Genomic DNA, 20,450 nt, shown 5'->3' on the forward strand with positions numbered 1-20,450 from the left:
AATGCCATGTACACCGCTCAAGGCAGAATGGAGCACCAATCCCAGCTTGAGGCCTACCTTCCCATGGTGCGCCGACAGGCTCTGGCGCTGCAGGTCAAACTCCCCGCCGGGGTGGACCTGGACGACCTGATTCAGGCTGGCATCGTCGGTCTGCTGGAAGCCCTGGGGCGCTTTGACGCCAGCCAGGGCGCCCAGTTCTCGACCTTTGCCAGCCAGCGCGTACGCGGGGCCATGCTGGACGAACTGCGCAGTCGCGACTGGCTGCCGCGCAGTGTTCGGCGCCAGGCGAGGGCCCTGGATCAAGCCACCCGGGAGCTGCAGCAACGCCTGGGCCGCGCCCCCGAAGAGCATGAAATAGCGGCCGCCCTTGATATGGATCTGGTCAGCTATCGGCGCTTGCTCGGCGACGTCAACAACGGCCAGCTGATGCCCTTCGAAGAACTGCTGGCCGAAGGCAACGAGCACCGTTTCAGCGACCAGATTGCTGCTGCGCCGCTGGCAGACCTGTTGGACGGAGAGCGCCGCGAGGCCCTGGTCGAAGCGATTGCCGCCCTGCCAGAGCGCGAGCAGCTGTTGATGGGGCTCTACTATCAGGAAGAGCTCAACCTGAAGGAGATCGGCGCCGTGCTGGGGGTCAGCGAATCGCGGGTGTGTCAGCTCCACAGCCAGGCCGTCAGCCGTCTGCGGGGCTATCTCGCCGACTACTGAGGCGCTGGTGCAAGGCCCTCTGAGGCCACCCTGTGGGCAAGAGTGTCACGCTTTCACCCGCGCTCAAACATAGCCAGCTCTTATCAGGATCATCAGGCCATTCAATTTATCCTATCGTCCGAATCTGCGTAAGGTATGCCCTGTCTTCAGACAACACACCCATCGCTCAAAGGAGACGGGAATGTCCCTGATCAACACCGAAGTCAAGCCGTTCAAGGCCACCGCTTACCACAATGGCGAGTTTGTCGACGTCACCAGCGACAACCTGAAGGGCCAGTGGAGCGTCGTCTTCTTCTATCCGGCCGACTTCACCTTCGTCTGCCCGACCGAGCTTGGTGATCTGGCGGACAACTACGAAGAGTTCAAGAAGCTGGGCGTGGAAATCTACAGCGTTTCCACCGACACCCACTTCACCCACAAGGCGTGGCATGACAGCTCCGAGACTATCGGCAAGCTGCAGTTCCCGATGATTGCCGACCCGACTCTGACCATTTCGCGCAACTTTGAAGTACTGATCGAAGAAGACGGTCTGGCCGAGCGTGGCACCTTCGTCATCGATCCGGAAGGCAAGATCCAGATCGTCGAGATCAACGCTGGCAACATCGGCCGTAATGCCGAAGAGCTGCTGCGCAAGGTCAAGGCTGCTCAGTACGTCGCCGCTCACCCGAACGAAGTGTGCCCGGCGAAGTGGAAGGAAGGCGAAGAGACTCTCGCTCCGTCTCTGGACCTGGTCGGCAAGATCTAAACCTCGCCGATATGCAGTACGGCGCCTCCTGCGAGGCGCCTGTCATCCCGCTGGGATGATCTCCCTTTTCCCCACCGGGCTCCTCGTCCCGATCATCCTACCAGTCGCGCAAGCGAGATCGGGTCCCTGCGGGTTTGGAGGGGTTCGGTGGGGATTCTGCGGTCTGCTCAACGCCCACGCAGCTTGCGCTCGAGCGCGTGACCGAGTGAAGCCGAGTCCGCCGCAGAGTTTTACTTTCCCATAGATACCAGGATTGCCGCTGTCATGTTGGACGACTCTCTCAAGCAACAGCTGAAAGCCTATCTCGAACGCGTCACTCGCCCCTTCGAGCTTGTCGCCACTCTGGATGACGGCGACAAGTCCAAGGAACTCCACGGTCTGCTGAGCGATATTGCCGCACTCAGTGACCATATCAGCCTGTCCACCGACGGCCAGGACCAGCGCGCGCCCTCCTTTGCCCTGCATCGCGACGGAGCCCCTACCGGGGTGGTGTTTGCCGGTATCCCGATGGGCCACGAATTCACGTCGCTGGTGCTGGCACTGCTGCAGGTGGGTGGCCATCCGCCCAAGGCCAGCGAAGAAGTGATCGAACAGATCACGTCCCTCGATGCGGACATGCACTTCGAGACCTACTTCTCGCTGTCGTGCCAGAACTGCCCGGACGTGGTCCAGGCGCTGAACCTGATGGCTATCCTGAATCCGCGCATCTCCCACGATGCCATCGACGGCGCGCTGTTCCAGGACGAAGTGGCATCTCGCGAGATCATGTCGGTGCCCAGTGTCTATCTGAACGGGCAGCCCTTCGACCAGGGCCGCATGACACTCGAACAGATTCTGGCCAAGGTCGACACCGGCGCGGAACAGCGCGAAGCCGAGAAGCTGTCCGCCAAGCAGGCCTTCGATGTGCTGACCATCGGTGGTGGCCCCGCCGGAGCCGCCGCCTCGATCTACGCGGCGCGCAAGGGCATTCGCACTGGTGTGGCGGCAGACCGCTTTGGCGGTCAGGTACTCGACACCATGGCCATCGAGAACTTCATCTCGGTGCAGGAGACCGAGGGTCCCAAGCTCGCCACGGCGCTGGAAGAACACGTCAAGCAGTACGATGTGGATATCATGAATCTGCAGCGGGCTGTGGAACTGGTACCGGCCAGCACCCCGGGCGGCGAGCATGAGGTCCGCTTCGCCTCAGGTGCCAGCCTGCGCTCCAAGACCCTGATCCTGGCCACCGGTGCCCGCTGGCGCGAAATGAACGTGCCCGGCGAGTCCGAGTACCGCAATCGCGGCGTCGCCTATTGCCCCCATTGCGATGGCCCCCTGTACAAGGGCAAGCGGGTTGCGGTCATCGGCGGTGGCAACTCCGGCGTCGAGGCTGCCATCGACCTCGCGGGCATCGTCTCCCACGTGACCTTGTTCGAGTTCATGGACGAGCTGCGTGCCGATGCCGTGCTGCAGAAGAAACTGCGCAGCCTGCCCAATGTCGAGATCATTTCCGGGGCTCGCACCACCGAGATCAACGGCGACGGCAATCGCGTCACCGGCCTCAGCTACGAAGAGCGCTCCAGCGGCGAACTCAAGACGGTCGAGCTGGAAGGTGTCTTCGTGCAGATCGGCCTGGTACCCAACACCGAGTGGCTGAAGGATTCTCCGATCGAACTGTCTGAGCGCGGCGAGATCGTGACCGACGCCCACGCCATGACCTCAGTGCCGGGCATCTTTGCTGCTGGCGACGTCACTACCGTGCCGTACAAGCAGATCGTCATTGCCGTCGGTGAAGGCGCCACCGCTGCTCTCGGTGCCTTTGACTACCTGATCCGGCAGTAGCAAGCACTGAATACATGAGCCCAGCGGTGCCTGGCGCCCGCCGTGCAGCGACTCGACCACGCAGGCATCTATGCAGTGTTCGAGTAAGGAAATCGCCGGCATCGAGACGTAACGACGTTCCCTGACGACATCGCAAGGCCCCCTTGCCCCTGCGATGTCCACGACCTGGAAGGTCGTGACTAGCCTGCCGCCCTCCGGGGCGGCTTTTTTATGCGCTCCAGAGCAATAGCCGCCCATCACACCGTGGCGGCATTCACCAGGGCAGAAGCACCGCTGATATCTGGCAGGCACTCGCCCGCGGCCAGACGTTCCAGGATGATCTCTTCCTGCCGCTGTAACTCCAGGGTGTGATCGATCACTGCATCGACCTCCGAGGGGGGGATGACCACCACGCCATTCTCGTCGGCCAGTACCACATCTCCCGCTGACACCACTACACCGCCGACGCTGACCGGCAGATTCATCGCGCCGCCCTGGTTGGCAAGCTTGGTGGTCAACGACGAGACACCGCGACTCCACACCGGAAAGCGCTTGGCCCTTATGGTCGCAAGGTCCGTGGCGGTGCCATCGATGATCACCCCGGCCAGTCCCAGACGAGAGCCAACCTCGGTCAGTACGCCACCCCAGCAGGCGTGATGTCGGTCGCCCTGACGGTCAATCACCAGGACGTCTCCCGGGCGCAGCAGACGCATCGCATGGTTGAGCAGGGTGCCATCCCCTGGTGGCAGTGACAGGGTGACGGCCACGCCGGCAACACGCACCTCATCGAGCTGACAGCGTATCTCGGGATCGATAAAGCCGCTCTCGCGGAAATGGCCGATGGTGGCGGTCTCGCACATCAGCAGGCGCTCGTGACGGGCTGCCTCCAATGGGGCAGGAAGATCAGCAATGGTGTACATGTAACTCCCGTAATGCCATTACGTAACTAGCACGATAACGGCTTGCAATGATGATTGAGGATCGCTGAGGCCGGTTCAGTAGGTAACGCCAGAATCAGATCAAGCTGGGCAACCAGGTGATCAACGCCGGCACCCAATAGAGCAGCAACATGCCCAGCAGGAAGCACAGCACGATGGGCCAGGCAGCAGCATAGATGGTCGGCATCGACACCGATGGCGCCCCGCCCTTGACCGCAAACAGGTTGTAGCCAAAGGGAGGTGTCAGGCTGCCCACCGCCAGATTGATCAAGAACAGCGTCCAGAACCATACCGGATCGAAGCCATAGGCCTTGACCAGCGGTGCATAGATGGGAATCACCACCATCATGAAGGCGATCTGGTCGATGAACATGCAGGCGATCAACGGGATCAGCATCAACAGCAGCAGCATCAGTCCGGCATTCAGGTCCATGGCGGTCGCCGCGGCGACAAGTCCCGAGGTTGCCCCGGTAAAGGACAACAGCTGACTGAACAGCTTGGAGCAGGCCAGGATCGTGATGATCATGGCGCTGATGGACAACGACGACAGCAACGCCTGGCCCGCCATCTTGAGACTGAACTTGCGGTAGTAGATGGCCACCACAATGGCACCGAGCACCCCCGTGGCAGCGGACTCAGAAGGTGTCGCCACCCCCAGCATCATCAGCCCCAGCACCGAGAAGATGATGATCGAGAACGGCGCCATGTTGGCCAGGGCACGCCCTCGCTGTCGCCAGTTACCGCCACCTGAGTCATCCACCGCGGGGGCCCGCGACGGGTCCAGCAGCATGCGCACGACCACATAGGTGACGAACAGCCCGGCCAGCAGCATCCCCGGGATGATGCCAGCGATCAGCAGACGCGCGATGGAAACATCGACCATGGAGCCAATGATGATGACCAGCAGGCTCGGCGGAATGATCGGTGCAAGGCCGGCCCCTCCTAGAATCAGGCCGATCGACAGGCGGTCGTCATAGCCGCGCTGCTGCATCGTCGGCAGCGCTGAACGGCTGAGCATGGCCGTCACCGCCAGGGCCGACCCCGACAGGGCACCAAACAAGGTGGACAGTGCCACGACAAAGAAATAGAGACGTCCCTTAATGCGCCCCATCAGGGTGTCCAGCGAGTCAAAGATGACGTCTATGGAGCCTGAACGAAACAGCAGCTCCCCCATCAACACAAACAGTGCGATGGTCGTCAGCGTCTCCGAAGTGACGGTGTCGTACACACTGTTGGCGAACATGCCGAAGCCGGCGCTGCCCATCAGCCAGAACGTGCCGGCCACATTGATCGCCAGAAACGCCACGAAGACCGGCACGCCCAAGGCAAACAATCCCATCAGCAGGGCGATGGCCACGCCCAGGGTCACATACCACTCCATCACCTAGCTCTCCTGCTGTGGGCTGTCGCCGTGGGTGTCGCTGGGCCACTCGACGGTGGCGGGAAACACCGCGCGTCGCAGAAAATGCAGCGCCGTGTTGGTGAAGCCGTAGCCGATAAAGCTCGATACCCAGACCTTGGGGATGTCGAGCCCCATGGCCGTGGTGGTGCCACTCGCCAGCTGGCGGGCGCTTTCGCTGATCAGCATCCACGCCGCCAGTCCACAGACCGCAGCGGTCAGCAGCGCCGTCACGCGCTCGAAGCCCTGCTGGCGCGCCGCCGGCAGGCTGTCCTGAACGACGCTGATCGCGATATGACCGCGAGTGCGAGCTAGCTCAGGCATGGCCAGGCTGGCGGAAAGACACAGGCAGTAGGCGACGATGGAACTCGACCACAGGGTCGGAGCATTGAAAAAGTAGCGGGCCACCACTTCGATCCAGAAGCACACGACGATGCCACACAAGGTGGCACCGCCGAGGTAAAAGCCGAATCGCGTGAGGCCATCGTGCCAACGGGCAAGGGTAGCCAGCATGGGTGCCATCCGCTTAGGGGGTCATGTCGTTGCTTTCAGCGATCTCACGCATCTTGGCGACCGCTTCGGGGGACTTGTCGAGTCCGAGCTGCCAAATGCCTTCGGTCACCAGGGCGTCGAGCCGCTCGGCGTCTTCCGGCGCAAACTCGGTCTCCTGCATGCCCAGCTCCTTCAGGCGCTCCCACTCTTCCACGGCCAGCTGGTCGAGGATTCCGGCGATCTCAGCCTCGAGCGCTTCGCCCTGGGCCAGCAGCACGCTTTGCTCAGCGTCGTCGAGTCCGTTGAAGGTATCGAGGTTCATCAGCAGGTAGGTGTAGGTCTGGCCGAAGGTCGGCTTGGAGAAATACCCCGCCACTTCATGCCAGCCCAGGTCCTCGACGCCGTTGAGACCCCAGGCAGCACCGTCGATGACGTTACGGTCCAGGGAGGAATAGACGTCACCACTGGACATCAGTACCGGGGTGCCCCCCAGGCCCTGGGTCACGTTGGTGTAGGTGGGGCTGCCGCGCAGGCGTCGCCCTTCCAGGCCCGGCGTGCCATCGATGGGATCCTTGAGGATGTACTGGAAGCCACTGGAGCCCAGCGGGGGAATGGCCAGCAGCTTCAGGCCCAACGCGTTGTATTCGCTGTCGATAAAGTCCCACAGCCCGGATTCACGAGTCTTGGCAGGGTCGACGAAGACACCGTCCATGGCGGCACCGACGCCAGTGGTGTTCGTGTGGTAGGCGCCATGGGTGTAGAGCAGGTCGAACACCCCTGCCGAGACCGGCTGCAGCTGTTCGAAGGGCGGCACCACATCGGGTCCATTGAGGGCAATGTTGACGTCGCCATCGCTGGCGCTCTGGACCTTGTCGATGTAGCGCTGGGCGACTTCACGGGTGTAGGCCGACGTCAGATCATAGCTCGACAGCATACGCAGGTCGGTCGCCTCGGCAGGCGTCGAAACGGCGGACAGGGTCAGGCTTGAAAGCGACAGCGCTGACACGGTCAGCAGAGAGCGGGAGAGTCGGGACAGGGAGCGATTCATGGGTTTCCTCGCGATTATGGTTGTTATCATCCGTGGCCGAGGCGGGAGGTGCCTGGCAAAAGGTTCCTGGATACCTTTTCAATCTAGTCAGGGCACGACGCCAGGGTCAACGACTATCAGGCCACGGAGTTTTTCGATTTTTAATACTTAGAATTTATGTGATTTATGCAAAAAAATACACACATAAACTCGCTAGAAGTAACGGCGCATTTTAAGCTGAGCCACAGCGGAAAAATCACCAAAAAGGTGCAACCGATGCGCCAGGGCGTCATGCCACGCCTGGTGTCCGTGCCCTCGGCATCGCTCACAACAGCAACAACAGCGATGCCAGCAGCGATGACAAGCCCAATATCAACAACAACGCCCACCATAGCGAAAGGAGCCAGCGATGCGGCCGATTCACGATACTCTGGACTGGAATCTGCTACGTACCTTCATCGTCATCGTGCAGGAAGAAAGCGTCAGCAAGGCCGCCGTGCGCCTGTATCTGTCGCAGCCGGCGGTCAGCCTGTCGCTGAAACGCCTGGAGGAGCGGCTCGGGCAAAAGCTGATCGAGCGCGACAGCCATCGCTTTCGGGTGACCCAGGCGGGCCAGCTGGTGTATCGCGAGGCGGTGGATATCTACGCCAACGTAGCGCGCCTGGCGGCATCGGTGGGAGAGGCGGATCCCGAGGTCGCCGGCCACGTCTCACTGGCGTTTATCACCGGCATTCAATGTCGCTTTCTCGACAGCGTGCTGGCCGCCTTCCATCGTCGCTATCCGCAGATCACCTTCGAGATCGAGGACATGTCCAGTCAGGAGGTGCAGCATGTGCTGTCCCAGCGCCAGAGCGCCCTGGGCATTTGTCTGGCCCAGGGCTGCCCGGATAATCTCGACAGCCAGATTCTGGCCCGTCAGCGCTATCGCCTGTTCTGTGGCCGCAGCCATCGGCTGTTCGGCAGGGACAACCTGCCGATGGACGAACTCCAGCGTGAGGCCTACGTATCCTTCGGTAGCGAACAGCTCGACGGAGTGCTGTCGCCGCTGGCCGTGTTTCGCGCCCAGCACGGTCTCAAGGGCCCGGTGGTAGGCCAGTCCAGTCGCCTGCAGGAGATCGAACGCATGGTCATGGCGGGATGGGGCATCGGCTGTCTGCCGGAACACCTGGTCGCCCGAGAGGTCGCGGACGGCGACCTGTGGCCATTGCCGCCCTACGCCGGCGTGGCCGACATCGACCTGCACGTGATGTGGCATCGTGAAGGTCGCGCCAGTGTTGCCGAGACGACCTTCATCGAGTTCTTTCAGACCTGCATGGCCAAGGTGCCGATGGAAGCTCGGCTGACGACCGGTATCGACATGGCCGATGCCGCTTTGGCTCCGCTCGCCGCCTCGCTCAGCCCCGACGAGCCAGGCTAGCCATCTGCGCGATAAGCGGGGCGATAAGCGGGGCTATCACCGGCTCAGGGCCGCCTCGCGAATCGCGCTTAGCCGTTTGCCGGGGGCGATGCCGTCAGTTTCGTAGCGCAGCTCGATCAAGGCTGGGCGCCGCTCACGCTCGGCGTAGGCCAAAGCACGCTCAAAGGCGCCGTCGAAGTCCGCGTCACGCTCAACGACTTCGCCCAGGCCACCGTAGGACTCCACCAGGGTGGTAAACGCCGGGTTGGTAAAGGTCAGCGCAATCTCGCGCCCCGGAAAGTCATTTTCCTGATGGGCGCGAATGGTGCCCCACATGCCGTTGTTGAACACCAGCACCACGATACCCACGCCATACTGCAGTGCGACCCCCAGCTCCTGCAGATTCATCTGGAAGCAGCCGTCCCCGGCGAAGCACACGGCAGGACGATCAGGGTATTCAAGCTTGTATGAGATCGCGGCCGGCAGCCCGTAGCCCATTGACCCTACGGTCGGCGCCAGTGAGCTGCCGAGGCCGGAAAAGCGCACGTAGCGGTGGGCATAAAGCGCGTAGTTGCCTGCCCCCACCGTGACGCAGCCCTGTCCCTGCAGCCGACGGTCCACGCTGCAAGCGACACGGTCGAGGCTCAGCGGTCCCGGCGCGGGCTGCGGCTCAAGGGTGGCCAGATAATCGGCACGGGCGGCACGGGTCTGCTCGGCCCAACGTGGCGGCGCATCAGGGGCCAGCGCGTCCAGGCCGCTGGCAAATCCGACCACGTCAGCGTTGATCGCAAGGTCAGCATGATAGACCCGGCCCAGCTCCTCCGGGTCCGGATAGACATGCACCAGCGTCTGGCGGGGACTCGGCGACTGAATCCAGGAGTAGCCTTCGCTGGTCGCCTCCCCCATGCGAGTGCCGACAGCGATCAGCAGGTCACTGTGTTTCAGGCGCTCGCGCAGGGCGTCATCCATGGCAAAGCCAACATGTCCGGCGAACCGTTCATCGTGCTGGTCATAGCATTCCAGCCGGCGCCAGGCGACACCCACCGGCAAGTCGAAGCGCTCGGCAAAGGCGACCATTTGCGCCTGGGCCTCGCTCGTCCAGCCGCTGCCGCCAATCAACAGGAAGGGACGCTCGGCCTCGGCCAGGCGTGCCTTCAGTTCAGCCAACTGATCGCGTGAGGGATAGCTATGCAAGGCTGCCATGGGCCGGGCGTCAGCAACCTCCGCTTCGCCCCACAGGGTGTCTTCGGGCAGCGCCAGCACCACCGGCCCCGGTCGACCGCTGGTGGCCACGCGGTAGGCTCGGGCGATGTACTCGGGGATGCGATCGGTGGCATCAATCTGCGCCACCCACTTGGCCATGGGGCCAAACATGCGACGGTAGTCGATCTCCTGGAAGGCCTCGCGCTCCACGAAATCATTCCCCACCTGGCCGACAAACAGAATCATCGGCGTGGAGTCCTGGTAAGCGGTATGCACGCCGATGGACGCGTTGGTGGCTCCGGGTCCTCGTGTGACGAAGCAGATGCCGGGCTCGTTGGTCAGCTTGCCGTAGGCCTCGGCCATATAGGCCGCGCCGCTTTCCTGTCGACAGACGATGGGGTCGATGGCACCACGGTGCTCGTTCAAGGCATCGATGCACGGTAGATAGCTTTCACCAGGCACCAGAAAGACTCGGCGCGCGCCGTGTAACCGCAGTTGATCCATCAGGATCTGACCACCGTTGCGGCGTGGTTGAGAGGCAGAAGTCACGGCAGTTGTCGCTGGCTGGCTCATGTCAGAGTTCTCGATATCGTTGTTGGTATGAAAAGGCAATTCAGGCGTCACCGAGGACGCGATGAACGGTGGCCACCTGGTCTGGCAGCACGACACAGCGCGCGCGAATGCCACGGGACCTGGCCCAGGCCAGATCGTCGTCGATGCCCTGCGGATAGGGCCATGGGCCATCGATGGCCAGGCACTGGGCCTCGGCACAGGCGGCGAAGAAGCGCTCGCGCCAGGGAGCCAGCACCTGGACGCGGTGACTCACGTCGGCGTCGGCGGCCACCCCCAGATCCCGAGACAGATCGCCGGTACCCAGCAGCGCCGCCGTGACTCTTGGGCTGGCCTTGAGGATGTGCTGGGCGGCTTGCACGCCAACGCGGCTCTCCAATGTCGGAATCAGCGCCGTCGCCCCCTGCTCCAGGCGGCCGCGGCGCTCTTCCCGTGCCATGGCCATCGCCAGCAGCACGACGTCCATGGACGACTCGACCTGGGGCAGAAAGATGGCGGCCGGCAGCCCACGCATCAGCACCGCCAGTTCGCCATCACCGCCTTGCGCCAGCGGGTTGATGCGCGCCATGGGCAGGCGCCCCCGCTGACGGCAACGCTCGGCAAAGGACGCAAAGTCGATGCAGGCACGGGAGCGCTGCGGCGCGGGGGTGAACTCCTCCAGGTCGACAATGATCGCCTCGGCGCCACTTGCCAGCGCCTCTTCCAAACGCTGCGGGTCATGTCCTGGCACGAACAGCCAGCTACGGCAGGCGCTGAGAGGAGCGCTGATCGACGTCGTGGCACTCATGACGGTCACTCCATCAAGTTGGGCAGGAACAGGACGATGTCCGGCACAAAGGTGATCAGCAGCAACACCGCCACCATGGCCCCCAGCATCAGTCCCAGATAGCGCAGCGACTCCATGACGCTGATACCGGCAATACGGCAGGCTGCCATCAGATCGACACCCAGTGGCGGAGTATTCGCACCAATCGCCAGATTCACCGTCAGCAGCACCCCGAAGTGGACCGGGTCAATGCCATACTGACCGAGCAGCGGCATCACGATAGGGGTGACAATGATGATGATCGCGATGCTCTCCATGAAGGAGCCGAGCACCAGCAACACGGCGGTCAGCAGCAGCAATACGCCGTAGCGGCTGTCGGTGATGTCACCAATCAGCGCGGCGATGGCCTGGGGCACCTGCTCGTAGGTCAAACCCCAGGCAAACATGCCGGCCGCCCCGATGATGATCAGGATCGCCCCGGAGGTCTCGGCGGTGGCGATGACACTGTCGACGATGTCCTTGAGACTCAGGCTGCGGTAGATCAGGGTGCCGACGATCAGCGCGTAGACAATGGCCGAGGCAGCCGCCTCGGTAGGCGTGAAGACGCCAAACCGAATGCCTCCGATAATCAGCACAGGTACCAGCAGGGCCGGCAAGGCGGCAATGAATGCCCGGCGACGCTCGCCTGGCTCGGGCCGGGTGCCGCCACTCCAGCCGTTGCGCCGAGAGACGTAGATGGCCACGCCTACCAGGGCCAGGGTCAGCAGCATTCCGGGGATCACGCCGCCCATGAACAGTTTGCCGACGGAGGTGTTGGAGGTCGTACCGTAGACAATCATGACGATGCTGGGCGGTATGACCGTACCGATGGAGCTGGCAGTACCGACCAGGGCACTGCTGAAGCCACGGTGATAGCCGCTGCGCTGCATCGCCGGCAGCAGCATGCTGCCGATGGCAATGACGTCAGCCACGCCGGAGCCAGACAGCGCACCGAACATCATGCACGCCAGCACCGCCACTACCGCCAGTCCGCCCTTGATATCGCCCACCAGAGCCATGCACAGGCGCACCAGGCGCTGGGTCAGACCTGCATGGTTCATCAGCTGGGCGGCCAGCACGAACAGCGGAATGGCGAGCAGGGTGAAGCTTTCCATGCCGGCCACGAACTGCTGGGCCGATACCATCATTGGCGCGGCACCGAACATCAGCAGGTACGACAGCACCGCCAGGATCAGGCCGAAGGCAATCGGAATGTCGATCAGGATGGCCAGGGCGAAAACGCCCACCAGGGTCAGGGCTCCCAGGGTCATGATGCACGCTCCTCAGTCACCGGCGCTGGGGCCAGCACGTGGCCACACTGCATCAACGCCATCGCCCCACAGCAGACCGGGACCGACAGGTAGACCAGCCCGGCCGGCAGCTGCAGCGCGGTGGTGGTCTGGGACATGGTCAACCAGGCCAGGTCCCACCCGGCCTTGGCCAGTATCAGCAGCATGACCAACAGCAAAAGGTCGGTCATGCGCGTGATCACGCGGCGTAGTGAAGGGGCAGTGACCAACAGCGGCAGCAGACCGGCATTCAGATGGCTGCGCTTGTGGGTACAGGCGATTCCGGCCAGCAGAGCCGTCCAGACCAGTACCAGCTGGGGCAGCTCTTCTGCCCAGTGTGGCGGTGCCCCTACCACCCAGCGCATGAACACCGAGTAGGCCACCAGTGCCGCCAGCATGGCGGCACCGATACCGGCAAGCGCCAGGCTCAGGCGCGAGACGAAACGAGCGAGGGTCGCGAGTCCCATGGGGCTCACTGACCTTCACGATAGCGCTTGACCAGACCCATCAGCTCGCTGCCAAACACGTCTTCGTAGTCTGACCAGACACCCTGTACCGCCGCATTGAAGGGCGCGGTATCGACCTGGTTGACGCTCATGCCTTCTGCTTCGAGTTCGGCCACCAGGCGCGAGTCATCTTCCTGGGTCATGCGACGCTGCTCATCCCGCCACTGGTTCGCCAGCGTCTGGACGACCGTCTGATCCTCCTCGGACAGTCGCTGCCATACCGTATTGGCAACGGTCAGGCAGGCGGGCGCCCAGACATGTCCGGTCAACGAGACATAGTCCTGCACCTCGAAGAACGACGAGGAGTGGATGATGGACAGCGGATTCTCCTGAGCGTCGAACACGCCTTGCTGGAGTGCCGAGTAGAGCTCACCAAAGGACAGGGGAGCGGGGCTCGCGCCAAGGGCGGTGAAGGTGTCCAGGCGCATCTTGTCCGGCGTCACCCGAATCTTGAGGCCGGCCAGGTCCTCGGGCGTTTCCACCGGAGCGCGGTTGTTGGTGACGTGGCGGAAACCGTTTTCCCACCAGGACAGAATCTTCATGTTGTAACCCGCGGCGATCTCTTCCAGCGCGCTACCCAGGTCACCGTCGTAGGCGGCATAGGCGTCTTCGCGGTCCGCCCAGGAATAGGGCAGCTCGACGATGCCAAAGCGTGCATCAAGCGGCTGGAAGGAGCCGCACCCGATGACTCCCGCCGGAACGCTGCCAATCTGCATGCCTTCCACCATGGTCTTCTCGTTGCCGAGCTGGCCACTGGGAAAGACCTGGAAGTTGACGCGCCCTTCGGTCGCCTCGCGCACGTCGTCGGCGAAGCCTTCCGCGGCGATATGCCAGCTATGGGTGGGTGCCAGCACGTGGCCCAGCTTGATATCGAGAGCGTGAGCGGAAGAAGACAGTCCGGCAAAGGCGCCAAGCGCCAACACACCAAGTGTTCTTGAGTTCATGAGTCTGCCCGAGTGATGTTGTGATTGTGGGAACGGGACCAGCAGGACGCAGGCCTACCGGCATCACTAGAGAGTCGGACAGGGGGATGTATAAGACAATTTTCGAGATTTTATTCTTTGAATAAGCATGGCTTATTCAAGACCGTCACCGCATGTCGGCCACCCGCTGCTCCACGGCCAGGACAACGCGCTGCGACACGGCGACGGCTAACGCTACCAGTGAAGAAAACGCACTACCTCTTCGGTGTAAAAAGCCCGTTCCGGTGACTCAGATCATGCCGCCCAGCGGCAATGGCACAAGCTCCTCAACCTTGCTTCATCACAGGTCGATAACCCTCGCATCACCGCTACTCGCAGCCGTCATGGGGGAAGTGAGCACTCGCCTCTTCCTCCCTACGACAGGCGATAGCACTCTTTCATCGCGAGCCCGTACCCATGACATCACTTCTCAATCGCCTGAGCATGGGAGGTAAATTCCTCCTCGTGCTGTCTATCCCCTTGTTGGCCATCACATGGATCACCATCACGACGGTCATGGACCGCAAGGCAGTCGTTGCCGAGATGGAGGATCTGCAGGAGATGGCCACTCTCAGCAGATATGCGGGCAACCTGGTGCATCAGCTTCAGCGTGAGCGGGGCATGACCGCTGCGTTTGTCAGCAGCCATGGCGTCAACTACCGCACGGAGCTGCCTGGACAGCGGCAGGCAACCAGCGTCGAAGCGGATGCCTTTAACGACCATGTCGCTGCGATCGACTTTTCTCAGCACGACGCCAGGGTTGAGGCGCAGGTCAAGCATGCACTGGGCCTGCTCCAGAAGACGGACCAGCTGCGCCAGCGTGCAGACAGCCTCGCGGCAAGTGCCGAGGACGTCACGGATGCTTACAGCGCGATCAACGAGGCGCTGATCGACATCGTCGCCAAGGAGACCTTCGGCATTGATCAGGGAGACGTCTCGCGGCAATTGACCGCCTACTACGACCTGCTGAACATCAAGGAGCTTGCCGGGATCGAGCGTGCAGTGCTGGCCGCTGCCTTCAGCGCCGACTCCCTGTCGACCAGCATGTTCAGAAAGCTCCTCGCGCTGATCGTGAAATCCGACGTCCACAGGAAGAACTTCCTTGAGCTGTCGCCCCAGAACAGCCAGCTCGCGCTGCAGGAGTTGCTCGACAGTCCTCTGGGCACAGAGCTCGCCACCATGCGCGAGGTGGTCTTCGACAAGTCGACCAATGGTGGCTTCGGTATCGATCCCCACACCTGGTTCGACGCCCAGACAGCCTTCATCGATGGCCTGAAAGACGTTGCCATGAATACCGAGCAGACGCTCTACGAGACGACCGAACACCTTCAGCAACAAGCCCTCGAGCAACTGATCTACCAGGGGCTTGTCATGCTGGCGGTGGTGATCATCACCCTGAGCTTCTCGCTCATCACGGCACGCAGCGTGGTGCGGCCACTGTCGGCTGCGGTGGCGGAGATCAGCAAGCAAAAAGATGATCTGACCAAGCGCCTGGAGGTGGCTGGCGCCGATGAACTGTCGACACTGTATCGGGCCTTCAACGGCGCCTTGAGCAACATGGCGAGCCTGGTGATCAACCTGAAGCACGGATCCAGTGCCGTCGAGGCGGTGAGTGGCGAGATTGCCCGGGACAATCAGGACCTGGCCAGCAGAACGGAGCAGCAGGCCGCCTCACTGGTCGAGACCGCTTCCAGCATGGAACAGATCACGGCGACCGTGAAACAGACCTCGGACTCCGCTCAGCAGGCCCAGGCAATGACCCAAGAGGTGGCCAGTAGAGCCAGCAACGTCAGCCACAATGCCGCCCAGACCCGTGAGGCCATGGCAGACATACGTGACGCCAACAAGGAAGTCACCAAGATCGTGGAAGCGATAGACGATATTGCCTTCCAGACCAATATCCTTGCCCTTAACGCCTCTGTCGAAGCGGCACGTGCCGGTGATCAAGGACGAGGATTTTCCGTGGTGGCCTCGGAGGTCCAGAAGCTGGCCAGTCGTTGTGCGGAGGAGGCCACCCTCATCCGCCAGTTGATCAACACGAACACGCAGCGAGTCGATCGGGGGGAGCAGCTGGTGGTGTCTACCAGTGAGGCCCTGGACACCATTTCGGAGCATGCCCAACGCACGGCGACGCTGGTCTCCGAGATCTCTATCGCCGCTAGCGAGCAGTCTCTGGGCATTGAGCAGGTCAACCAGGCACTGGCACAGCTGGAAGACGTGACCCAGCAAAACGCCAACCTGGTGGTAAGGGTGGCGGCGGCAGGCCAGGCGCTGGATCAACGCGCCCGTGAGATGGCCGCACTGGTGGGGCGCTTCAAGGTAGACGACTCGGCCAGCCATCCGAGGACGGACAACGCCTCCCCGCTGGCAGATGCGTCGTCTTCGTCACTACAAACATGACCTGGATCATCGAAAGCGCTGACTCTCGGCCGGGTCAAACATCGAGCAAAACGTGCTCTTTCGATCAGAAAACCCGCTGTTTCAAGCAGATGGGACGCGTGGGAAAGCCTTGCTCTGCACAGCTCAGAAGGACCGCCAGCAAGCCTGAAACGCCCCTTCTCCCGAAACGAAAAAAGGCTTACGAACGTGTCGTAAGCCTTTGAATTCTATGGCGCGCCCTAAAGGATTCGAACCTTTGACCTTTGCCTCCGGAGGGCAACGCTCTATCCAGCTGAGCTAAGGGCGCGCGATGCCGTGGACAGCTGCCACACGGCGAGCCATATCCTACATCGGGCGCCACTCAGTGTCCACCCGATGGCGCACGCTACGGGCTATCGCGCGCCTTTGCGCCAGGGTGGGGCATTTTCCCGCTTTCGGCGTTGTCGCTATACTGCCGGCACAGCGTGACGCCCGGCGAGGGGGTATCAAGAGCTCGGCGCCACCGATACAAAAACTGTGATTCAGTAGACCGTCACTAGAGGTGGTGAGAGTGAAATCCAGCAAGCTGATCTTGGGGTGCCTGATCACCCTGGGCCTGGCCACAAGCCAGGCAATGGCGCAGGACGACGCCGCACGGGACGCCATGGCCGAGCGCCTGGCACCGGTGGGATCGCTCTGCCTCGAGGGCCAGGACTGCGGCAGCGCGGCCATGGCGTCAGCAGGGGGCGACGGCGGCGGTGCATCGGGTGGCGCCGACGGCGAAGCCGTCTATGGCAGCATCTGCATGGCCTGCCATGATACCGGCGTCGCCGGCGCGCCCAAGCGCGGCGACGAAGCCGCCTGGGCCGAGCGCACCACCAAAGGCTTCGACACGCTGTTGGATCATGCGCTGAATGGCTTCAATGCCATGCCTGCCCGCGGCGGCAACCCCAACCTGTCCGATGAGGAAGTCCATGCAGCGGTGGCCTACCTGGTGGAACCGGTGATGGACGTGCCGGCAGCCGACGCCGACGCCGACGCCGACGCCGACGCCACCGAAGATGCCTCGGCAGACGCTACCGCGTCAGACGAGACGGCGGCTGAGGACACGGCTGCCGCTGACACCGCCGCCAGCGATCCTGTAGTGGAAGACCAAGCAGTGGAAGACCAGGCAGCGGAAGACCAGGCAGCAAACGACGAAGCGGCAGCTGACGGCGCTGCGGTGGAGATGGATCCCGCTGTTGCCGCCATTGATGGCGCTGCGGTCTATGGTGGTATCTGCATGGCCTGCCATGAGGCGGGTATCGCTGGCGCCCCGGTGCGCGGTGATGCTGCCGCCTGGGAGCCGCGTCTGGCCCAGGGCTTCGAGACCCTGTACGACCACGCCATCAACGGCTTCAATGCCATGCCGCCCAAGGGAGGCAATCCGAGCCTGTCCGACGATGAGATCAAGGCCGCGGTTCACTACATGGTCCAGTAAGGGCTGACTCATCACTGGCCTGCTCATGACTGGCTATCTCATCACGAGATGCTGCGGGGCGCCCAAGGGCGCCCCGCCGTCGTTGGCGCTACCCTTCACCGCCATCATTTCACCGCAACCATTTATCCACACCACCTGCTGCAAAAAAGGGGTGTGGATAACGTTAATCCAGTAGCGAGCGAAGCCCCGCAATTGCGCTCTTGCCGCGCTCCTGCTTGCGATCCGGGTCCTCCCGATCGGCGCGCCCTTCCCACTCCAGGTCATCCGGCGGCAGTTCATCCAGGAAGCGACTAGGCACACAGTCCATCAGCTCACCGTAGGCCTTGCGCTGGCGGGCCAGGGTCATGGTCAGGGTACGTCGGGCGCGGGTGATGCCCACATACGCAAGGCGGCGCTCTTCTTCCACCGTGCCGGCTTCGATGGAGTTTCGATGGGGCAGCAGCTCCTCCTCCAACCCCATCAGGTAGACGTGGGGAAACTCGAGACCTTTTGACGCGTGCATGGTCAACAGCTGCACCCTGTCCGAGTCATCCTCTTCGGCCTGCTGTTCGAGGATGTCACGCAGCACCAGGCGCGAAATGGCTGACTCCACGTCGTCCGTCTCGGTATCGGTGCTGGCGGTGTTTTCCTCAGGGTCCGACTGCATCGACTTTTCCAACTGGTCGATCAGGATCCACACGTTGGCCATGCGCCGCTCGGCAATGGTGGGAGCGCTGGCGTTCTGATAGAGCCAGGCCTCGTAGTCCATCTCGCGCATCATCTCGCGAATGGCCGCGATGGCGTCGCCCTGGTCCATCCGTCGACGTACGCCGTCGATGAAGTGGGTAAAGCGTGTCAGGCGCTCCACCGCGCGGGCCGGCAACTGTTCGGCAAGCCCCAGCTCATGGCAGGCGGCAAACAGCGATACGCCCCGCTCGGTGGCGTAGTTGGCGAGCTTCTCAAGTGTCGTCGGGCCGATCTCGCGGCGCGGCACGTTGACGATTCGCAAGAACGCATTGTCGTCTGCTGGATTGATCAGCAGCCGCAGGTAGGCCATGGCGTCTTTGATCTCGCCACGGGAGAAAAACGAGGTGCCGCCGGACAGCTTGTACGGAATCTGGTAGTGCTGCAGCTTCAACTCCAGCAGGCGCGCCTGGAAATTGCCGCGGTAAAGCACCGCGAAGTCCCGCCATTCGGCGCGCTCCTTGATTCGCCGGGTCAGGATCTCGCTGGCCACGCGCTCCGTCTCCGCCTCTTCATGGCGGGTTACCACCACTCGAATGGGATCGCCCTGGCCCATGTCCGACCACAGGGTCTTGTCGTAGACGTGGGGGTTGTTGGCGATCAACGTGTTGGCGGCGCGCAGGATGATGCCGGTGGAGCGATAGTTCTGCTCCAGCTTGATGACGTTGAGCCGCGGAAAATCCTCCCCCAGGGTGACCAGGTTTTCCGGCCTGGCGCCGCGCCAGGCGTAGATGGACTGGTCGTCATCGCCAACCACGGTAAAGGTCTGGCGCTCGGACATCAGCATGCGCACCAGCATGTACTGGCTGACGTTGGTGTCCTGGTATTCATCTACCAGCATGTAGTGAATCTTGCGCCGCCAGCGCGCCAGCGCCTCAGGATCGTCACGCAGCAGCACCACCGGCAGCAGGATCAGGTCATCGAAGTCCACCGCGTTGTACGCCTTGAGGTGACGCACATAGGCCTCATAGACCCGCGCCGCATACTGTTCGTCTTCCGTGGCGGCATGGGACAGCGCCTGCCCTGGCAGCACCAGATCATTCTTCCAGTTGGAGATCACTGCCTGGACCTGGTTGATCTGGTCGGCGTCGACCTGGGCATCCTTGTTCATCAGGTCGCGCAGCAGCGCCTTGGCATCTTCCGGGTCGAACAGCGAAAAGCCCGGCTTGTAGCCCAGCGCCTTGAGCTCACCGCGGATGATATTGAGGCCAAGGGTATGAAAGGTGGAGACGGTAAGGCCGTGGCCCTCGCGACCCTGCAGCATCGAGCTGACCCGCTCCTTCATTTCCCGGGCTGCCTTGTTGGTAAAGGTCACCGCGGCAATACGGCGGGCACTCATGCCGCATTCCTGGATCAGGTAAGCGATCTTGGTGGTGATCACGCTGGTTTTACCGGAACCGGCGCCGGCCAAGACCAGACAAGGCCCATCGATGTAGTGGACGGCCTCACGCTGACGCGGGTTGAGGCCCCGGATACGTTCACGGATGGTCTTCACGGGAGCGTTCATGCGTCTTCCTGGGCGCCGCCATGGGCACCTGCATTGACCGCCTGCGGCGCTTCGGCTACCGGGTCCAGCTGCAGCGCACCGGCAAAGTCGAGCTGTCGCCAGGCTTCAAACACCAGCACCGCACAGGCATTGGACAGGTTCAGACTACGACTATCCTCGAGCATCGGGATGCGCAGGCGCTGAGACGCGGGCAGCGCATCGAGCATGGCCTGTGGCAGGCCGCGGGTCTCGGGGCCGAATACCAGGGCGTCACCAGCGCGATAGTCGGGCTCGTGGTAGCCGCGACGTCCACGGGTGGAGACGGCAAAGATGCGCTCTGGCGCCACCTCACCGACGAAGGCATCCCAGTCGGCGTGCACCCTGACCCTGGCCCATTCATGGTAGTCCAGGCCCGCGCGCTTGAGCCGCTTATCGTCTAGGGTGAAACCTAGCGGCTCAATAAGGTGCAGACGAAATCCGGTATTGGCGCACAGCCGAATCAGATTACCGGTATTCGGCGGAATCTCGGGTTGATACAGCACCACGTCGAGCATGAGACATCA

Annotated in this window: 17 protein-coding genes and 1 tRNA gene; 6 read left to right on the top strand and 12 right to left on the bottom strand. The window is 62.5% G+C overall.

The genetic code is table 11. The features are described 5' to 3' along the window. Positions 1-6: 6 nt before the first annotated feature. The 3 genes from KUW18_RS04810 to ahpF all read left to right on the top strand — a co-directional run bounded on the left by KUW18_RS04810 (position 7) and on the right by ahpF (position 3,274). On the top strand, positions 7-708 hold the full coding sequence (locus KUW18_RS04810) for an RNA polymerase sigma factor FliA (RefSeq protein ID WP_206941922.1): 702 nt from the start codon (positions 7-9) through the stop codon (positions 706-708). Positions 709-889: 181 nt separating this feature from the next. Beyond that, a complete protein-coding gene (gene ahpC, locus KUW18_RS04815) occupies positions 890-1,453 on the top strand; it encodes an alkyl hydroperoxide reductase subunit C (protein WP_206941923.1) in 564 nt (187 codons plus the stop codon). Positions 1,454-1,717: 264 nt separating this feature from the next. After that, positions 1,718-3,274 carry an alkyl hydroperoxide reductase subunit F gene (ahpF, locus tag KUW18_RS04820; protein ID WP_222560923.1) on the top strand — a complete coding sequence of 519 codons (1,557 nt, stop codon included), beginning with the start codon at positions 1,718-1,720 and terminating at the stop codon, positions 3,272-3,274. Between the two features lie 236 nt (positions 3,275-3,510). Here ahpF and KUW18_RS04825 read toward each other — a convergent pair whose 3' ends face one another. The 4 genes from KUW18_RS04825 to dctP all read right to left on the bottom strand — a co-directional run bounded on the left by KUW18_RS04825 (position 3,511) and on the right by dctP (position 7,130). After that, on the bottom strand, positions 3,511-4,173 hold the full coding sequence (locus tag KUW18_RS04825) for an RraA family protein (RefSeq protein WP_206941927.1): 663 nt from the start codon (positions 4,171-4,173) through the stop codon (positions 3,511-3,513). A gap of 94 nt (positions 4,174-4,267) precedes the next feature. Further along, a complete protein-coding gene (locus KUW18_RS04830; protein WP_206942559.1) occupies positions 4,268-5,572 on the bottom strand; it encodes a TRAP transporter large permease subunit in 1,305 nt (434 codons plus the stop codon). Between the two features lie 3 nt (positions 5,573-5,575). After that, positions 5,576-6,103 (bottom strand): TRAP transporter small permease, encoded by a 528-nt coding sequence (locus tag KUW18_RS04835; RefSeq protein WP_206941929.1) that lies wholly within the window; start codon positions 6,101-6,103, stop codon positions 5,576-5,578. Between the two features lie 13 nt (positions 6,104-6,116). After that, complete coding sequence (gene dctP / locus KUW18_RS04840; protein WP_206941931.1) at positions 6,117-7,130, bottom strand: TRAP transporter substrate-binding protein DctP; 1,014 nt, start codon at positions 7,128-7,130, stop codon at positions 6,117-6,119. 388 nt (positions 7,131-7,518) lie between these two features. Between dctP and KUW18_RS04845 the strand changes: the two genes are divergently transcribed. Continuing rightward, on the top strand, positions 7,519-8,526 hold the full coding sequence (locus KUW18_RS04845; protein ID WP_222484146.1) for a LysR family transcriptional regulator: 1,008 nt from the start codon (positions 7,519-7,521) through the stop codon (positions 8,524-8,526). Between the two features lie 36 nt (positions 8,527-8,562). On the opposite strand, the gene KUW18_RS04850 is transcribed toward KUW18_RS04845, so the two are convergent. From KUW18_RS04850 to KUW18_RS04870, 5 genes are all read right to left on the bottom strand, one after another. After that, complete coding sequence (locus tag KUW18_RS04850) at positions 8,563-10,257, bottom strand: thiamine pyrophosphate-binding protein (protein ID WP_315900645.1); 1,695 nt, start codon at positions 10,255-10,257, stop codon at positions 8,563-8,565. A 64-nt stretch (positions 10,258-10,321) separates the two neighbouring features. Beyond that, on the bottom strand, positions 10,322-11,065 hold the full coding sequence (locus KUW18_RS04855; RefSeq protein ID WP_222560924.1) for an HpcH/HpaI aldolase/citrate lyase family protein: 744 nt from the start codon (positions 11,063-11,065) through the stop codon (positions 10,322-10,324). Between the two features lie 5 nt (positions 11,066-11,070). Continuing rightward, complete coding sequence (locus KUW18_RS04860) at positions 11,071-12,354, bottom strand: TRAP transporter large permease (RefSeq protein ID WP_222486873.1); 1,284 nt, start codon at positions 12,352-12,354, stop codon at positions 11,071-11,073. Then, positions 12,351-12,839 carry a TRAP transporter small permease gene (locus KUW18_RS04865; protein ID WP_206941941.1) on the bottom strand — a complete coding sequence of 163 codons (489 nt, stop codon included), beginning with the start codon at positions 12,837-12,839 and terminating at the stop codon, positions 12,351-12,353. Before KUW18_RS04865 ends, KUW18_RS04860 begins: the two co-directional genes overlap by 4 nt. 5 nt (positions 12,840-12,844) lie before the next feature. After that, positions 12,845-13,822 (bottom strand): DctP family TRAP transporter solute-binding subunit, encoded by a 978-nt coding sequence (locus KUW18_RS04870; protein WP_206941943.1) that lies wholly within the window; start codon positions 13,820-13,822, stop codon positions 12,845-12,847. Positions 13,823-14,257: 435 nt separating this feature from the next. On the opposite strand from KUW18_RS04870, the gene KUW18_RS04875 reads away from it, so the two are divergent. Beyond that, the gene (locus KUW18_RS04875) at positions 14,258-16,240 is read left to right on the top strand and encodes a nitrate- and nitrite sensing domain-containing protein (RefSeq protein ID WP_222560925.1); all 1,983 of its coding nucleotides are present in this window, start codon (positions 14,258-14,260) and stop codon (positions 16,238-16,240) included. A 209-nt stretch (positions 16,241-16,449) separates the two neighbouring features. Here the strand turns inward: KUW18_RS04875 and KUW18_RS04880 are convergent. Further along, a tRNA-Arg gene (locus KUW18_RS04880) sits at positions 16,450-16,526 on the bottom strand. Between the two features lie 243 nt (positions 16,527-16,769). Between KUW18_RS04880 and KUW18_RS04885 the strand changes: the two genes are divergently transcribed. Continuing rightward, positions 16,770-17,678 carry a c-type cytochrome gene (locus KUW18_RS04885; RefSeq protein WP_315900646.1) on the top strand — a complete coding sequence of 303 codons (909 nt, stop codon included), beginning with the start codon at positions 16,770-16,772 and terminating at the stop codon, positions 17,676-17,678. A gap of 163 nt (positions 17,679-17,841) precedes the next feature. On the opposite strand, the gene rep is transcribed toward KUW18_RS04885, so the two are convergent. Next, on the bottom strand, positions 17,842-19,908 hold the full coding sequence (gene rep / locus KUW18_RS04890; protein WP_206941947.1) for a DNA helicase Rep: 2,067 nt from the start codon (positions 19,906-19,908) through the stop codon (positions 17,842-17,844). Then, a complete protein-coding gene (gene trmL / locus KUW18_RS04895) occupies positions 19,905-20,441 on the bottom strand; it encodes a tRNA (uridine(34)/cytosine(34)/5-carboxymethylaminomethyluridine(34)-2'-O)-methyltransferase TrmL (protein WP_222484152.1) in 537 nt (178 codons plus the stop codon). The genes rep and trmL overlap by 4 nt, the downstream gene beginning before the upstream one ends. Positions 20,442-20,450 lie beyond the last annotated feature (9 nt).

It is taken from the genome of Halomonas sp. DP5Y7-2 (assembly GCF_019802025.1).
GTDB classification, from domain to species: domain Bacteria; phylum Pseudomonadota; class Gammaproteobacteria; order Pseudomonadales; family Halomonadaceae; genus Halomonas; species Halomonas litopenaei_A.

Excerpts from the sequence above, each read along its gene's own strand:
- rep (WP_206941947.1), bottom strand. The coding sequence starts at position 19,908 with ATGAACGCTCCCGTGAAGACCATCCGTGAACGTATCCGGGGCCTCAAC.
- dctP (WP_206941931.1), bottom strand. The coding sequence starts at position 7,130 with ATGAATCGCTCCCTGTCCCGACTCTCCCGCTCTCTGCTGACCGTGTCA.
- KUW18_RS04845 (WP_222484146.1), top strand. The coding sequence starts at position 7,519 with ATGCGGCCGATTCACGATACTCTGGACTGGAATCTGCTACGTACCTTC.
- KUW18_RS04825 (WP_206941927.1), bottom strand. The coding sequence starts at position 4,173 with ATGTACACCATTGCTGATCTTCCTGCCCCATTGGAGGCAGCCCGTCAC.
- KUW18_RS04855 (WP_222560924.1), bottom strand. The coding sequence starts at position 11,065 with ATGAGTGCCACGACGTCGATCAGCGCTCCTCTCAGCGCCTGCCGTAGC.
- KUW18_RS04870 (WP_206941943.1), bottom strand. The coding sequence starts at position 13,822 with ATGAACTCAAGAACACTTGGTGTGTTGGCGCTTGGCGCCTTTGCCGGA.
- KUW18_RS04860 (WP_222486873.1), bottom strand. The coding sequence starts at position 12,354 with ATGACCCTGGGAGCCCTGACCCTGGTGGGCGTTTTCGCCCTGGCCATC.
- ahpC (WP_206941923.1), top strand. The coding sequence starts at position 890 with ATGTCCCTGATCAACACCGAAGTCAAGCCGTTCAAGGCCACCGCTTAC.
- KUW18_RS04875 (WP_222560925.1), top strand. The coding sequence starts at position 14,258 with ATGACATCACTTCTCAATCGCCTGAGCATGGGAGGTAAATTCCTCCTC.
- KUW18_RS04830 (WP_206942559.1), bottom strand. The coding sequence starts at position 5,572 with ATGGAGTGGTATGTGACCCTGGGCGTGGCCATCGCCCTGCTGATGGGA.
- KUW18_RS04810 (WP_206941922.1), top strand. The coding sequence starts at position 7 with ATGTACACCGCTCAAGGCAGAATGGAGCACCAATCCCAGCTTGAGGCC.
- trmL (WP_222484152.1), bottom strand. The coding sequence starts at position 20,441 with ATGCTCGACGTGGTGCTGTATCAACCCGAGATTCCGCCGAATACCGGT.
- ahpF (WP_222560923.1), top strand. The coding sequence starts at position 1,718 with ATGTTGGACGACTCTCTCAAGCAACAGCTGAAAGCCTATCTCGAACGC.
- KUW18_RS04835 (WP_206941929.1), bottom strand. The coding sequence starts at position 6,103 with ATGCTGGCTACCCTTGCCCGTTGGCACGATGGCCTCACGCGATTCGGC.
- KUW18_RS04865 (WP_206941941.1), bottom strand. The coding sequence starts at position 12,839 with ATGGGACTCGCGACCCTCGCTCGTTTCGTCTCGCGCCTGAGCCTGGCG.